Source organism: Paraburkholderia antibiotica, assembly GCF_012927125.1.
GTDB lineage: Bacteria > Pseudomonadota > Gammaproteobacteria > Burkholderiales > Burkholderiaceae > Paraburkholderia > Paraburkholderia antibiotica.
Genome location: NZ_JABBFZ010000010.1, coordinates 125679 through 139389 on the forward strand (window position 1 = coordinate 125679; position 13711 = coordinate 139389).

Annotated in this window: 14 protein-coding genes; 9 read left to right on the plus strand and 5 right to left on the minus strand. The window is 62.8% G+C overall.

Going from position 1 to position 13711, the window contains the following annotated elements; genetic code table 11:
• Positions 1 to 13: 13 nt before the first annotated feature.
• The 4 genes from HHL14_RS17840 (at position 14) to HHL14_RS17855 (ending at position 3359) form a co-directional block, all read left to right on the plus strand.
• A complete protein-coding gene (locus HHL14_RS17840; protein WP_169498943.1) occupies positions 14 to 856 on the plus strand; it encodes a gallate dioxygenase in 843 nt (280 codons plus the stop codon).
• Positions 856 to 1215, plus strand: a complete 360-nt coding sequence (locus HHL14_RS17845) for a protocatechuate 3,4-dioxygenase (RefSeq protein WP_169498944.1) — start codon at positions 856 to 858, stop codon at positions 1213 to 1215. The genes HHL14_RS17840 and HHL14_RS17845 overlap by 1 nt, the downstream gene beginning before the upstream one ends.
• Before the next feature lie 291 nt (positions 1216 to 1506).
• Complete coding sequence (locus HHL14_RS17850; RefSeq protein WP_230413109.1) at positions 1507 to 2031, plus strand: hypothetical protein; 525 nt, start codon at positions 1507 to 1509, stop codon at positions 2029 to 2031.
• Between the two features lie 539 nt (positions 2032 to 2570).
• Positions 2571 to 3359, plus strand: coding sequence for a hypothetical protein (locus HHL14_RS17855; protein ID WP_169498945.1), 789 nt, complete (start codon positions 2571 to 2573; stop codon positions 3357 to 3359).
• 173 nt (positions 3360 to 3532) lie between these two features.
• Here the strand turns inward: HHL14_RS17855 and HHL14_RS17860 are convergent, their stop codons facing one another.
• Positions 3533 to 3820 carry a BON domain-containing protein gene (locus HHL14_RS17860; protein WP_169498946.1) on the minus strand — a complete coding sequence of 96 codons (288 nt, stop codon included), beginning with the start codon at positions 3818 to 3820 and terminating at the stop codon, positions 3533 to 3535.
• A gap of 178 nt (positions 3821 to 3998) precedes the next feature.
• The gene (locus tag HHL14_RS17865; RefSeq protein ID WP_169498947.1) at positions 3999 to 4790 is read right to left on the minus strand and encodes an MHYT domain-containing protein; all 792 of its coding nucleotides are present in this window, start codon (positions 4788 to 4790) and stop codon (positions 3999 to 4001) included.
• A gap of 566 nt (positions 4791 to 5356) precedes the next feature.
• Between HHL14_RS17865 and HHL14_RS17870 the strand changes: the two genes are divergently transcribed.
• Entirely contained in the window at positions 5357 to 5899 is a 543-nt protein-coding gene (locus HHL14_RS17870; RefSeq protein ID WP_169498948.1) for a GNAT family N-acetyltransferase, read from the plus strand.
• A 180-nt stretch (positions 5900 to 6079) separates the two neighbouring features.
• Positions 6080 to 6400: a pyrimidine/purine nucleoside phosphorylase gene (ppnP, locus tag HHL14_RS17875; RefSeq protein ID WP_169498949.1), complete on the plus strand. Its 321-nt coding sequence runs from the start codon at positions 6080 to 6082 to the stop codon at positions 6398 to 6400.
• 100 nt (positions 6401 to 6500) lie between these two features.
• On the opposite strand, the gene HHL14_RS17880 is transcribed toward ppnP, so the two are convergent.
• The 3 genes from HHL14_RS17880 to HHL14_RS17890 all read right to left on the minus strand — a co-directional run bounded on the left by HHL14_RS17880 (position 6501) and on the right by HHL14_RS17890 (position 8600).
• Positions 6501 to 7229, minus strand: a complete 729-nt coding sequence (locus tag HHL14_RS17880) for an ArsR/SmtB family transcription factor (protein WP_169498950.1) — start codon at positions 7227 to 7229, stop codon at positions 6501 to 6503.
• 117 nt (positions 7230 to 7346) lie between these two features.
• Complete coding sequence (locus tag HHL14_RS17885; protein ID WP_230413099.1) at positions 7347 to 7829, minus strand: hypothetical protein; 483 nt, start codon at positions 7827 to 7829, stop codon at positions 7347 to 7349.
• A 105-nt stretch (positions 7830 to 7934) separates the two neighbouring features.
• Positions 7935 to 8600 (minus strand): DsbA family oxidoreductase, encoded by a 666-nt coding sequence (locus HHL14_RS17890; protein WP_169498951.1) that lies wholly within the window; start codon positions 8598 to 8600, stop codon positions 7935 to 7937.
• Between the two features lie 230 nt (positions 8601 to 8830).
• Between HHL14_RS17890 and HHL14_RS17895 the strand changes: the two genes are divergently transcribed.
• The 3 genes from HHL14_RS17895 to HHL14_RS17905 all read left to right on the plus strand — a co-directional run bounded on the left by HHL14_RS17895 (position 8831) and on the right by HHL14_RS17905 (position 13376).
• Complete coding sequence (locus HHL14_RS17895) at positions 8831 to 9586, plus strand: 2OG-Fe(II) oxygenase (RefSeq protein WP_169498952.1); 756 nt, start codon at positions 8831 to 8833, stop codon at positions 9584 to 9586.
• A gap of 198 nt (positions 9587 to 9784) precedes the next feature.
• Positions 9785 to 11767: an aconitase family protein gene (locus HHL14_RS17900; RefSeq protein ID WP_169498953.1), complete on the plus strand. Its 1983-nt coding sequence runs from the start codon at positions 9785 to 9787 to the stop codon at positions 11765 to 11767.
• 130 nt (positions 11768 to 11897) lie between these two features.
• A complete protein-coding gene (locus tag HHL14_RS17905; protein WP_169498954.1) occupies positions 11898 to 13376 on the plus strand; it encodes an MFS transporter in 1479 nt (492 codons plus the stop codon).
• Positions 13377 to 13711 lie beyond the last annotated feature (335 nt).

Here is a 13711-nt window from a genome sequence, read left to right on the forward strand (position 1 = left end):
GAAGAGAACGAATATGGCAAGGATCATTGGTGGTATCGGCACCTCCCACGTACCCACGATCGGGTTGGCGTACGACAAGGGTAAGCAGAACGAGCCGGCGTGGGCGCCGCTCTTCAAAGGCTACGAGCCGGTGGCGAAATGGCTCGACGAGCAGAAGCCCGACGTGATGGTGATGTTCTACAACGACCACGCGAACAGCTTCTTCTTCGACTGCTATCCGACCTTCGCGCTCGGCGTGTCGCCGAATCACGAATTCGCCGACGAAGGCGCGGGCAAGCGTCCGCTGCCGGACATCGCCGGTCATCCGGATCTGGCGATCCATATCGTCGAGCAACTGGTTGCCGACGAATTCGATCTGACCGTGTTCCAGGACCGTCCGCTCGATCACGGCGTCAACTCGCCGCTGTCGCTGATGCTGCCGCATCAGGGCGGCTGGCCGCTGTCGCTGGTGCCGCTCGAAGTCAACGTGCTGCAGTATCCGCTGCCTACCGCGAATCGCTGCTACCGGCTCGGCCAGGCGCTGCGTCGCGCGATCGAATCGTTCGAGCAGGATCTGAAAGTCGTGGTGGTCGGCACGGGCGGGCTGTCGCATCAGGTGCACGGCGAGCGCAGCGGCTTTAACAACACCGAATGGGACATGGAGTTCCTCGACCTGATCGTCAACGACCCCGAGCGTCTCGCCGCGATGAAGCACGTCGACTACGTGCGCCTCGGCGGCGCGGAGAGCGTCGAAACGATCATGTGGCTGGCCATGCGCGGCGCGCTCGGCAACAAGGTCCGCGAACTGCATCGCAACTACTATCTCGCGACCAGCACTGCAATGGCCGTGACGATCTATGAAGAAGAGGTAGCGTAATGAATCCGCAACTGGTTGGCGTCGAAGAATTGACGGGCACCTATCCGTTCGATATTCGCCAGAGCATGAAGGCGATGCGCATGAACCGCTTTTTCTGGCAGATGCGCGAAGCGTCGGCCCGCGCGCTGTGGCTCGAAAACCGTACCGCCTCTTACGATGCGGCGAAGCTCACGCCGGAAGAACGCACGCTGGTCGACAACGTCGACTGGATCGGCATGATCCGTTATGGCGTGTGCTTCTTCGTGCTCGAGAAGTTCGCGCGCGTGGTGAAGATCACCAATCTCGGCATGTACGCAAGCATGCGCGGTGAAACGCTCGAAGCGTTTCTGAAGACGCGCAAGGTGCCCGAGGCCGTTTAATCGTCGTTGGTCATTAGTTGTCACGCTAGTTGTCACGCCTGCCGGTCGAACCGGCAGGCTGTCGCTCCAGTAGCACGTCTCGATAGAACCATAAAAGAAGATCCCGGAGCCCGATTCTTTTCGAGCGCAATCCGGGGCAATAAAAATCCTGTTCTGAAACAACGCGCGGCGTGCCCGCGCAAATCTCGCATGGTCCGCCGCAATGGCGGCTAATCCGCTATGAAGTCCATTTTGAGGAGAGAAGGGATGGTCAGCAAGTTTGGTATGAGCGAGGCAGATCTGAACCGGCGCATGGAAACCGTGAATTCCGCGGCACCCGGTCGTGGCGCGACGTTTCGCGCCGGGGCGATCGGCGGTTTGATCGGTGCGGTGGTGATCTGGATTTACGAAGCACTCGTGTGGGTCGACGCGCAGCATCTGATGCCGCTCGCGGGCATTCCGCGCAATGCGACGGGTCTCGTGTTCGGCAAGGGCGTGCAGGAATCGCTGGGCATCTGGGCGTATATCGTCGGCACGGGGATTCATTTCGTGTTCGCGATCGCGTGGGGTGTGCTGTTCGCCGCGATCTGGCCGTACTTCCGGCGGCGCGGCTATGAGGCGACGCTGGTCGCGCTGTTCTATGCGGTATTCGCGTGGATCGTCATGCACATCGCGATCATGATCGCGTCGAGCAATCATCCGGATTATTTCGACCCGGCGGTGATTATCGGCGGGTTCATGTCGCATCTCTTCTTTACCGTGCCGCTCGCGTTGACGGTCAAGCGGTTGCTGGCAAATCAGCGGGAGACCGGGGACATGAGATTCGCGGGAGCCTGAGAGAAAGTACCCGGTCGTGCAATGACATGATCGTGGAGGGTGGTATCGGAAAGCCGGGTCCGTTTGGACCCGGCTTTTTTCGTTTGATGATCGTATGCGTGGGCAGTCGGAACAGGCATCGAATCGGGCCGTCGTTTATTCAAATGGTTTTGCTTTAGCGGCAAGCAGAGAACCCGACTTGGTGCAATAGGGAAACTCGCGTTGTCGAGCGGCGTTTAAGTGGCCACGGGGATAAAACGCGCAGAAAAAGCGGCGTCGCTGCCGCCTGCTGACGGGCAAAAAGAATTGGCCTCCGATGGCGTCGCGGGTCCGTTGCGACGAGCACTCCCATTCGGCAAATTTGACTCTCAGGGTTTTTCCCGGCGCGCTTCGGGCCGCAGTGTCAGCGGTGCGCTACACCGCTCATTTTTAAAGAAAAAAGAATGCCGACGTCAGAGGAATGTGCTAGAAAATAACCATTGCACGGGCACGAGAAATGGCGGCACGGGGCAAGTAAATTTTTCGGCTTTCAAAACTCTTAATCGGCCGCGAGGTGGATCATGAGAACAAAAACGCTTCTGGGGATCGGGGTGACGACGGTCGCCTCGGCGCTGACGCTGCAATGTTATCCAGCGTGGGCCGATGGACCCGAAGCCGCATACGCGTCCGAGGACGAGGTGCCGTCCGGCTCGCTCAGTCCGAACGAGTATCAGGTCAACGCGGACGGCATGAAGGAAGATCCGAAAGCGAAAATGTCCGACGTGGCCCGCGCGTATCGCAATGGCTATATCAATCGCGGCAAACAGGATCAGGCGGATTATCAGGCGATGATCGACGCGCACAATCACGGTCAACGGCAGCCGGCGAAGACCGATGTCGCGCGAGTGGACGTGCCGCCGCTGCCGGCCGGCGTCCCCGAAGACGACAACTCGAAGTACACGAACATTCCGCCGCAGCCGCGCCAGTACGCGCAGCGTCAGGTGCCGCAACCGCCGCCTCAGCAGGCCTATCAACAGCCTTACCAGCAGGCGTATCAGCAGCCGCAATATGCGCAGCCGGCGATGCCGATGCAATACCAGCAGGCGCCGGCTTATGCGCAGATGCAGCAGATGCAACCCGTCTATGCCGACACTCAGCCGATGTACGTGCGGCAGGACTATGCGCCGCCGCCCATGCAATACGTGCCGGTTTACCCGCAGGCGCAATACGAGGAAATGCCGGTCGTCGAAACGGTGATGCAGCCGGCGGCGCCGGTTGCGTATCAGGTTTATCGGCCGCCGGTTTATTGGGCGCAGCCGCGTATGTACGCGTATCGGGCGCCGGTTGTCAGCTACCGGATGTGGCGCTGATATAGCGCGAAGTCGCGGCGGCGTCGCGGAACGGGCGCCGCGGCGGATGCGCGCTTATCTTCCCGTTTATCGAGTGGTCAATTTAAAGCGGATCGGCCCGGCATCTTCATGCCGGGCCGATTGCATTAGGTCGTCTGTATTGGATTGCGCAGGATTGCCAGGCGCGCGTGGCTTTAGTGGCCGCCGGCACCTCGGGTGCGCACGCTCAGGCGGTTATTCACGTGCCGGACGCCGCGCACCGATCTGGCGGCGTTGCTGGCCCGCTGGACCTGCGCGCGGTGCGGCACCCAGCCGGTCAGCGTGACGACGCCGTGACGCACCTGGACGTGAATACCGGTGGAATGCAGATTCGGCGTGCGCGTGAGCGCGCGGCGTACCTCGCGCGCCAGTTCGTTATCCGATCGGTTTCGAATCGGTGCGGCCGCGATCGTCGGGTTGTGCGCGGCCGCTTCGGCCGGCATGCCGCCATGATCTTGCGCGTTCGCGCAGGGTGCCGCGCCGATTGCGATGAACGTTGCAGCAATTGCAGTGGTGATTTTCGCGCCGGGTATTCTCACGCCTGCTCCTGTGCCGAATGGGCCGATAGTGCGGGTTATGCCTGTTATGCCGATAGTCGAGCCTTGCACCCGCGCGGCGGCGTTAGCGCATCATGCCGCGGATGCGGTCGACATGATCGTCGAGTCGCGCGACGGAATCGGCGAGAAACTTGGCGCGCGCGTCGAGATGGAAAACCGCCAGCGTCACGACCAGAATCACGATCGCCGCCGGAATTACCACCGCCGCGAGCCATTCGGGCCGGATACCGCCCGCCGCGCCGCAGATCGAGCCGGCCGGAAAATTCGCCGCGGCCATGCCAGTGTAGTGCATCCCGGTGATCGCGACGCCCATGATCAGCGCGGTGCCGATGCGTTTGTACGCCACGTACTTGCGCTCCGCCGAGCGCAGCGTATAGGCGCTCCACAGCGCAACCGTCGACGCGGCAATCGCAATCACGATCGATGCGACGAGAAGCACCGGATCATAGTGAATCGCGGGCGTCATCAGCATCGCGGCCATGCCGACGTAATGCATGCTGGCAATGCCGAGCCCCATCAACACGCCGCCGGCGAAGAGCCGGAATACGCCGAGACGCTTGCGCGTGACGATCTGCAACGCGAACCACGAAACCAGTACGGCAATGAGCAGCGAGTAGACCGTTACCCGTAAGTCGTAGCCGATCGGAATGCTCAGCGAGAACGACAGCATGCCGATGAAGTGCATCGACCAGATGCCGACGCCCATCGCCAGGGCGCCGCCGGCCAGCCAGATCTGCCGCGTTCGCGCGTAGGCGAGCAGGGAAATCCGGTCGGCGAGATCGAGTGCGGTGTAAGAGGCGAGGGTCGCGATCAGCACGGAGATGGCGACCAGCCACAGGTTGTAGGTGCTTTGCATAGTCGATGGCGTTTGAGCGCTCGTTTAATGATTTATCGGCCGCTTCGCACGGATTTTTCGCTAGCGACGCCAACATGGAATCCGGCCTTGCACGCCGCTTTGGCCGAGGCGGTCGTGTCTTCACTGCATGCTTTTTCCTTGCCGTCGCGCCAGGCAATGCATGGTGCGGCCGGCATCGATGAGCGGCGAAAACGGTGTCGCTGGAAGCCCGTCCCCGGGGCGATTCGACCGCCGTTCTGTTCGCCGCGTCGTCGATGCGGACTCGACTACGAAAAGGCACCGCCGAGTGTAGTACAGGTCGGTCAAATGTTAATTGACGAATTGAAGCATTAAAAAGGCTTTTTTTCCGAATTGATGCGGGTTGAATTTTTAAAAGACGCGATCGATGTGGAAGAATGTCAGTCGTTGCTTAAAAGAGGTGATGAAAGCGCGCGGATATGTCCTCGTTCCTGGCGTGTCGCGGGTGCGATACGATGATGTCCCCTCATCGTTTTCAATCGCGGTGCGGATACGGTAGGTGCGCAGCGGTTGTGTGCGCAGCCGTCGTCGGCCGCCGAAGGACGTTTATGCATTCGAATCTTTCCATTCGCGATGGCAATGCCGCTGAATTGGCCGAACTTGGCCAACTGCTGGTCAAGGTCTATGCCGCGTTGCCCGGATTCCCGAAACCCGACGAACAGCCGGCCTATTACGACGTGCTCGCCAATATCGGTCGCTTTACCGAGAAGCCGGGCGTGCGCGTGCTCGTGGCGCTAGCGGAATCGAATGAGCTGGTTGGCGGAGTCGTTTATTTCGCCGATATGGCGCAATACGGATCGGGCGGAACGGCGACCTCGGTGAAGAACGCTTCCGGCATCCGCCTGCTCGGCGTCGATCCCGAGTGCCGCGGCAAAGGCGTGGGCAAGGCGCTGACGCTGGCGTGCATCGAGCTGGCGCGTCAAAGCGGCCATGCCGAAGTGATTCTGCACACGACGAAGGCGATGCAATCGGCTTGGGCGATGTATGAAAGGCTGGGCTTTGTGCGTTCGGAAGATCTGGACTTCTTCCAGCAGGAACTGGCGGTACATGGGTTCAGGTTGAAGTTGAGCGACGGGGCAGAGCGGGCGTGATCGCGCGAGATCGGGCGTGCCGTTGAGCGGCGGAAGAAATCTTCCCGCCACGCAAACCCACGTTGAGCGCTGCCCGGAGCCTGTATGATGGCGGGCTCGCGTTCCCGGCGAAGCCGCGCCAACTGCCGCGGCCATCGGGCGCCCATGCATTCATTTACGATGACCCAGAGGAAGACCGCCATGACGGCTGCAGCGCAATTCGACCAGGTTTCCGTTGTCAAACGAGCCAATGTGTACTTCGACGGCAAGTGCGTGTCGCACACCGTGCTGTTCGCCGACGGCACGCGCAAGACGCTCGGCGTGATCCTGCCGGGCACGCTCAACTTCGGCACCGACGCGCCGGAGCTGATGGAAGTGCAGGCAGGCAAGTGCCGCATCCGTCTCGATGGTAGCGACGAATGGAAGACCTATGGCGCGGGCGAGTCGTTCTCGGTGCCGGGCAAGAGCCGCTTCGATATCGACGTGGTCGAAACGCTCGATTACGTTTGCAGCTATCTGTAAGCGGTATCAGGCGCGCGTGGCGGGATTGACTTCCGTCGCACGCGCCGGTGGCGGTCGGGTCCACCAGCTTCGGAAGTCGCGCAGGCGGCAATCCGTTCCGCTACACGACGCGAAGTTCTTCATCCTCCCCAGTGACGCTGTCCGCCGTCACACCCAGGCGCTCGTACAGCTGCGCCCACCCCTGCGGCGTCACCTGCACCGCGCGCGAAGAGGCGGAGCGCCGCACCCAGCCGTTATCGCACAGCGTCGTCAGCAACTGCGTGCCCAGCGGTCTCGCCAGATGATGCTGCCGCTCCGTCCAGTCGAGGCATTGTCGGGCGATGCCATGCTTGCCCGGCCGTAGCGCCGCGACATCGATACCCAGTTCGCTGAACCACTGCGCGCCGCGCTGCGTGACTTCGAAGCGCTTGTCTTCCTGAGACGTGAGTAAATCCCGCTGCACCAACTGGTGCGTAATCGCGATGCCGATCTGGCCGGCGAGGTGGTCGTAGCAACAACGCGCGAAACGCAACTTCTGCGCGTCGCGTCCGCGCGGTTTGAGGCGCGTGGGCGCTTTTGCGCCGATGGCCGCGAGGTTTTCGAGCAGCGTCGCCACCTGCGCGTCCGCAAGACGGTAGTAGCGATGGCGTCCTTCTTTCTCGACCGTGAGCAGGCCGCCGTCGAGCAGTTTGGCGAGGTGGCTGCTCGCCGTTTGCGCGGTCACGCCGGCCGCGTAGGCGAGTTCGCCGGCAGGCAGCGCGCGACCGTCGGCGAGCGCCATCAGCATCGCCGCGCGCGCCGCGTCGGCGATCAGGAACGCGGTGGCGGAGACTTGCGGTTGAACGTCCATGTCTGTCTCCCGGGAATGTACGGACAGACTAACCGAATCGGGCGACCGCATGGTTCGACGCGTGTCGAAGCATTCAAGCGACTTCGCCGCCCGCTGAGCACGCACACGCAGCGGCGCTCAACCGCTTTGCAGCGATAACACACAGGCATTCGCGAGCGCATGCGTCAGATAGGTGCTCAAAACCGGCCACCCGCCCCGTTTTGCTTCGATAACGAACACCGTCGCCAGCACCACCGCGCCCAGCAGAATGGCTATAACCGCACGATCGGTATAACCATGCATGAGCGTGAACAGTACGATCGATCCGGCCGCCGCCACTCGCCACGACAGATGAAAGACGCCGTGCATCAGTCGAATGGGCAGCCACTGTCCGACGATCGTCTCGAGGAACGGCATCAGCATGACGATAAAGAAGAACCGAACCGCTATCGATTGATGCGCGAGCGGGTTCGGATGGGGCACGGGCGGGCCCCATAGCGCGTACTCGGCGAAGATCAGCACGATTTGCCCGACGAACATGATTGCCGCGCCGCCGACGATCAGCGCCCAGCGGGGCGCGTCGGTCCAGGTTCTTTTTGTCAAAGCCGAAAGCGCGTGCAAGAGAACTCCATGAGCTAATGGCACGATCCCGCCGATTCCAGCCGATGCGCGATATTCCGCCGGAAATCGTCCGCCGAAATCCTTCGCCGAAAAAAGAACCCGCGCTTACTCCGTGCTCTCCGTGCCTTCCGCCTGTTCCGCCACGATCTGCTCGATCGCCTGCACGAACTGTTCGACCGGCTGGCCGCCCGTCACCAGATAGCGGCGGTTGAACACGATCGACGGTACCGATTGCAGGCCCATCGCCTGATTGTTCTTTTCGGCTTCGCGCACCTCGTCGGCATACTGGCCGCTCGTCAGCACGTCGCGCGCTTCGGCGGCGTCGAGCCCGACCGACTGCGCCGCTTCGACCAGCACGTCGTGATTGCTCGGGTTCTTGCCGTCGGAGTGATACGCGCGCAGCAGCGCAAGCTTCAGCGGCAGCTGCGTGCCTTTCAGACCTGCCCAATGCAGCAGGCGGTGCGCGTCGAACGTGTTATAGGTTCGTGTGCGCGGGCCGAAATTGAAGCCGACGCTCGCGCCGCGTTCGCGGATCATCGCCTGCGTTTCGGCGATCTGCTCGGCCGTGCGGCCGTATTTCTTGCCGAGATAAGCGACGATGTCCTCGCCGTCCGGTCCCATCTCCGGATTCAGTTCGAACGGATGCACGACGATCTGCGCGTCGACGCTATCCTCGAGCCGCGCGAGCGCGAGTTGCAGCGACGAGAGGCCAATCGCGCACCATGGGCACGCGATGTCCGAGACGAAATCGATGGTGAGCTGCTGTTTCATGGCGGTCCCTGACGGAATTGAAATGCAATGCGCCCGGCTGGATACGGGCGCAACGAATAGCGTTAGCGTAACGTGAATCGCGCGCCCGTGCAGGGATGCCGAATTTGACCGCAAGAGCCGGAGTGTTTTCGCGCTGCCGCACTCGTACACTGGAGTCTGCTGAAAAATGAAGCGTACGTGCGGAAACGCACGTGCGCCGCCGCGAGAACGACAGCGCCACCCAACCGACGATGACCTCACACTCCACCGCAACCTCCACGCTTGCCCCAGCACCCACGCCGACGATCGCGCAACGCGTCGACGCGCTCGACTGGCGCCGGGTCGAACACGACCTCGACCAGTACGGCTGCTCGGCTATTGCGCAACTGCTCACGCCGCGCGAATGCGACGCGCTCGTCGCGCTCTATCCGCGCGATGAGCTTTACCGCAGCCGCATCGTGATGGCACGCCACGGCTTCGGCCGCGGCGAGTACAAGTACTTCGCGTATCCGCTGCCATCGCCGATCGACGCATTGCGCGGCGCGTTCTATCCGCACCTCGTGCCGGTCGCGAACCGCTGGAATCGCGCGATGGATATCGACGTGCGTTATCCACCGGACCACGCCGATTTCCTGCGACGCTGCCACGACGCGGGCCAGTTGCGCCCGACGCCGCTGATCCTGCAATACGGCGAGGGCGATTACAACTGCCTGCATCAGGACCTGTACGGCGAGCACGTGTTTCCGCTGCAGGTCGCGATTCTGCTCTCGGCGCCGGGCCGCGATTTCAGCGGTGGCGAGTTTGTAATGACCGAGCAGCGTCCGCGCATGCAGTCGCGTGCCGAGGTTGTGCCGCTTGCGCAGGGCGATGCGGTCGTATTTACCGTCAACAGCCGGCCGGTGCAGGGCACGCGTGGTCCGTATCGGGTGAATCTGCGGCATGGCGTGAGCCGGCTGCGTTCGGGGCATCGGCATACGGTGGGGATCATCTTTCACGACGCGTCCTGACGGTTGCCGTGCGGCGTTGGCCGCTAGAGGAAGAGCGGGAAAGCCGGATGAAAGGCGCGCGCGTCGACACGTGTTGCTAAACCGCGAGACTGCGCCGCGAGACTTCGAGCGTTCGTGAAACGAGACGGCTGTGTTGCCGTACCGGCACTTTGGCATCGGCCTGGCGCACCGTATAGTGGGCGCAAGGAGAATGCAGTGATGAGCGATACGATTCGTTTGGATGGCCGCGTGTTGTACCTGTCGCAAGACCCGACGGTGATCGAGGCCCAGCTGGCCGGCCGGAATTTCACGCGCGCGACGGCAGGGCTGCTGCGCGACAACGTGTCGACGGACGAGATCACGCCCGTCACCGTGATGCTGACTTACGACGAGCGCCTCGGCCAGTATCCGTATGTCGGCTTCAAGGCGGGCGAGCGTCAGCCGATCGGCCGCAACGCGGTGAAGGACGGCGGCTTTCGCGTGACGGTGGCGGGCAAGCGCTACGGCAAGGGTTCGTCGCGCGAATCGAGCCCGCTCGCCGAGTTGTCGGCGGGCATCCGGCTGATCGTCGCGGAGAGCTTCGAGCGCATCTATCAGCAGAATTGCGACAACATCGGCATTCTGACCACCACCGATTTCTCGGTGCTCGACCGCCTGCTGGCCGGCGAAGAAGTGCCGATCGACGAATTCCTCAAAGGTCGCGACGCGCTCACGCAGCAGATCATCCGCAGCGGTGGTCTGCTCGCGTACAGCCGTAGCGTGGACTGGCCCGCGCCTGGTCAACAGCGTGTGGATTCGGCGGCGGCCACGGAGAATCGCGGTGCAAATCGCGGCGCAGTTAGCGCCGAGCCGAAGACGCTGGTCGAAAAGATCATCGAGCGTCATCTGCATCCGGGTGTCGCGAGCGCGCAGCGCGGTGAAGGCGTGTTTATCGCCGCCGACTGGCGCTTCAGCCACGACTATTTCACCGGCATGTGCGCGCACCTGATGCATCGCGCGTTCGGCAAGCCTGCGCCGTTGCATGCGCCCGATCACATCATCGCGTTCCAGGATCACCTGGTGCTCGCGCCGCAGAGCATTCCGCACGTGCGCGACGGTTTGCTGCCGGGTGTCGCGAATCTGATGGAAGGGCACACGTCGTTCTCGCGCGACTATCCGGTGCGCTCGCATGGCGCGCTCGACAACGCGCCCGGCTCCGAAGGCATCTGCCATGCGCTGATGGCCGAGCAGTATGCGCTGCCGGGGCAGGTTGCGTGCGGCACCGATTCGCACACGCCGCATTCGGGCGCGCTTGGCTGCCTCGCGTTCGGCGCGGGCGCGACCGAAATCGCCAATAGCTGGGTCACGGGCTACGTGCGCTGCAAGGTGCCCGAGACGCTGCGCATCGAGATCGATGGCCGCCTGCGCGACGGCGTCACCGCGAAGGATGTGGTGTTGCATCTGCTGCAGATGGACGCGATCCGCTCGGGCGGCGCGATCGGTCTCGTGTTCGAATACGGCGGCGCGGCGGTGCGCGCGATGTCGATCGACGAACGCGCGACGCTGACCAACATGGTCGCCGAACTCGGCGGTTTCACCGGCATCGTCGAACCGGACGAGCGCACGGCGGCGTTCCTGAAGGAGCGACGCGACGTCGATTTCGTGCTGGAAGACTGGATGAAAAGCGATGCGGGCGCGACCTATCGCGACACGATCCGTATCGACGCGAACGCGATCGAACCGATGCTCGCGCGTCCGGGCGACCCCGGCAACGGCGTGCCGGCGCCGCAACTGGACGAGGACGTCGCGATCGATATCGCGTACGGCGGCTCGTGCACCGCGGGCAAGCGCGAGGACTTCGATTTCTATCACGAGGTGCTGAGCTGGGGCGTCGAGCATGGCATTCGTGTGCCCGACGGGACGCGTCTGTATCTGCAATTCGGCACGATGGCGGTGCGTGCGTATTGCGAGGAGCAGGGCTATCTGCCGATGTTCGAGCGTGCCGGCGTGACGCTCGTGATGCCGGGCTGCGGTTCGTGCGCGAACTGCGGACCGGGGCAGTCGGCCGAGTCGAAAGACGTGACGATCAGCGCGATCAACCGCAATTTCCCGGGCCGTTCGGGTCCGGGCGACGTGTGGCTCGCGAGTCCGTACACGGTCGCGGCGAGCGCGCTGGCCGGAAAAATCACCACGTTCGAACAATTGAAGCGCACGCACGGCTAGAATGCTGGCCGGACTCCGGCCCGGCAGTATCGTGGCGCGTGCGACGCGCGATTATCCGCAAGGCCGGCATCGAACCGGCTACGGCGCGCGACGCGTGTTGCCGTGAAAGCATCCAGCCAGGAGACACAACATGGTATCCCCCAATCAGGTGGAGTCCGTCGCGCGCAGCGACGACAACACGGCGCGTTCCACGAGCGCGCCAGTCGGCACAGCGCCTCACGCGGCGCATGCCGCCCCGCTCGACGCCGGCAGCATCTCGGCACGCCTCGACCGGCTGCCCGCTACGCGCTCCATCTGGAAGCTGGTGGTGCTGCTGAGCCTCGGCTTCTTCTTCGAACTCTACGATCTGCTGTACTCCGGCTACGTCGCGCCGGGCCTCGTGAAGAGCGGCATTTTGACCGCGACCACGCACGGCCTGTTCGGCTCGACCGGCGTCGCGAGCTTTATTGCCGCGCTGTTCAGCGGCCTCTTTATCGGCACGATCGCGTGCGGCTTTCTCGCCGATCGCTTCGGGCGGCGCGCGGTCTTCACGTATTCGCTGCTGTGGTACACGGCGGCCAACGTCGTGATGGCGTTCCAGGAAACCGCAACAGGCCTTAATTTCTGGCGTTTTATCGCGGGTGTCGGTATCGGCGTCGAGCTGGTGACGATCGGCACGTATATCTCCGAACTGGTGCCGAAGCAGATTCGCGGTCGCGCGTTCGCGTGCGAGCAGGCGGTCGGCTTCACCGCGGTGCCGGTGGTCGCGTTTCTGTCGTGGCTGCTGGTGCCGCGCACGCTGTTCGGTCTCGACGGCTGGCGTTGGGTCGTGCTGATCGGCGCGCACGGTGCGCTGTTCGTGTGGTGGATTCGCCGCGAGTTGCCGGAAAGCCCGCGCTGGCTCGCGCAACAGGGACGTCTCGCCGACGCCGATCGCGTGATGTGCGCGCTCGAAGCGAAAGTGCGCAGCGAATACGGCCGTGAATTGCCGCCGCCCGCACCGCCGGCGCCGATCGCGCCGCGCGGCCGCTTTCGCGACATGTGGGTGCCGCCGTATCGCAGCCGCACGCTGATGATGACGATCTTCAACATCTTCCAGACCGTCGGCTTCTACGGCTTCGCGAACTGGGTGCCGACGCTCCTGATCAAGCAGGGCATCACGATCACGACGAGCCTGATGTATTCGAGCGTGATCGCGCTGGCCGCGCCGATTGGGCCGATCATTGGCCTCTTTATCGGCGACCGCTTCGAGCGCAAGACGGTGATCGTCGTGATGGCCGGCGTGAATATCGTGTGTGGGTTGTGGTTCAGTCAGGCGTCGGGCGCGGTGCTGCTGGTGAGTCTCGGCGTGTGTCTGACGCTGGCCGGCAATATCATTTCGTACAGCTATCACGCGTATCAGACGGAGCTTTTCCCGACCAGCATTCGGGCGCGAGCTGTCGGCTTCGTTTATTCATGGAGCCGCTTTTCGGCGATTTTCACGGCGTTTCTGATTGCTGAAGTATTGAAGCAATTCGGCACGGCGGGTGTGTTTGTGTTTATCGCCGGGTCGATGTTGATTGTCATGCTGGCCATTGGTTTGATGGGGCCGCGGACGAAGGGGCTCGAGCTGGAGAGGATTTCCAGCTAGCGGGAGTGACGGGTGTTCCTTGGGGGGAATTTGCCGACACGCTTCGTTCATACCTGCTTGCCCGGAGATCTCGACGAGTTACTTCGCGAACTGCCCGGGCACTTCGGTCATGCGACTTAGCGAAACACGATCGAGGTCTATTCGCCTGCCGGATTGGCGTTGAATCTGGGGGGCGAATAGGCCCGTGCTTCCGAGTAGGGCGGCGAGTGGGTGGTGCCCACGACACTCGCTACCTTTATCTCGCGCAACTGCATGCGAAGCCGAATCGATAGGGAGGTGACTCACAGTGGCTGCTGTGGATTATCTCCTGCATAGGATCAATTGAGTTTCCAATA

Coding starts and splice junctions, on each gene's coding strand:
- HHL14_RS17870 (WP_169498948.1), top strand. CDS start 5,357: ATGCATTCGAATCTTTCCATTCGCGATGGCAATGCCGCTGAATTGGCC.
- HHL14_RS17890 (WP_169498951.1), bottom strand. CDS start 8,600: ATGAAACAGCAGCTCACCATCGATTTCGTCTCGGACATCGCGTGCCCA.
- HHL14_RS17860 (WP_169498946.1), bottom strand. CDS start 3,820: ATGCCGGCCGAAGCGGCCGCGCACAACCCGACGATCGCGGCCGCACCG.
- ppnP (WP_169498949.1), top strand. CDS start 6,080: ATGACGGCTGCAGCGCAATTCGACCAGGTTTCCGTTGTCAAACGAGCC.
- HHL14_RS17840 (WP_169498943.1), top strand. CDS start 14: ATGGCAAGGATCATTGGTGGTATCGGCACCTCCCACGTACCCACGATC.
- HHL14_RS17880 (WP_169498950.1), bottom strand. CDS start 7,229: ATGGACGTTCAACCGCAAGTCTCCGCCACCGCGTTCCTGATCGCCGAC.
- HHL14_RS17900 (WP_169498953.1), top strand. CDS start 9,785: ATGAGCGATACGATTCGTTTGGATGGCCGCGTGTTGTACCTGTCGCAA.
- HHL14_RS17855 (WP_169498945.1), top strand. CDS start 2,571: ATGAGAACAAAAACGCTTCTGGGGATCGGGGTGACGACGGTCGCCTCG.
- HHL14_RS17845 (WP_169498944.1), top strand. CDS start 856: ATGAATCCGCAACTGGTTGGCGTCGAAGAATTGACGGGCACCTATCCG.
- HHL14_RS17895 (WP_169498952.1), top strand. CDS start 8,831: ATGACCTCACACTCCACCGCAACCTCCACGCTTGCCCCAGCACCCACG.
- HHL14_RS17850 (WP_230413109.1), top strand. CDS start 1,507: ATGGAAACCGTGAATTCCGCGGCACCCGGTCGTGGCGCGACGTTTCGC.
- HHL14_RS17865 (WP_169498947.1), bottom strand. CDS start 4,790: ATGCAAAGCACCTACAACCTGTGGCTGGTCGCCATCTCCGTGCTGATC.
- HHL14_RS17905 (WP_169498954.1), top strand. CDS start 11,898: ATGGTATCCCCCAATCAGGTGGAGTCCGTCGCGCGCAGCGACGACAAC.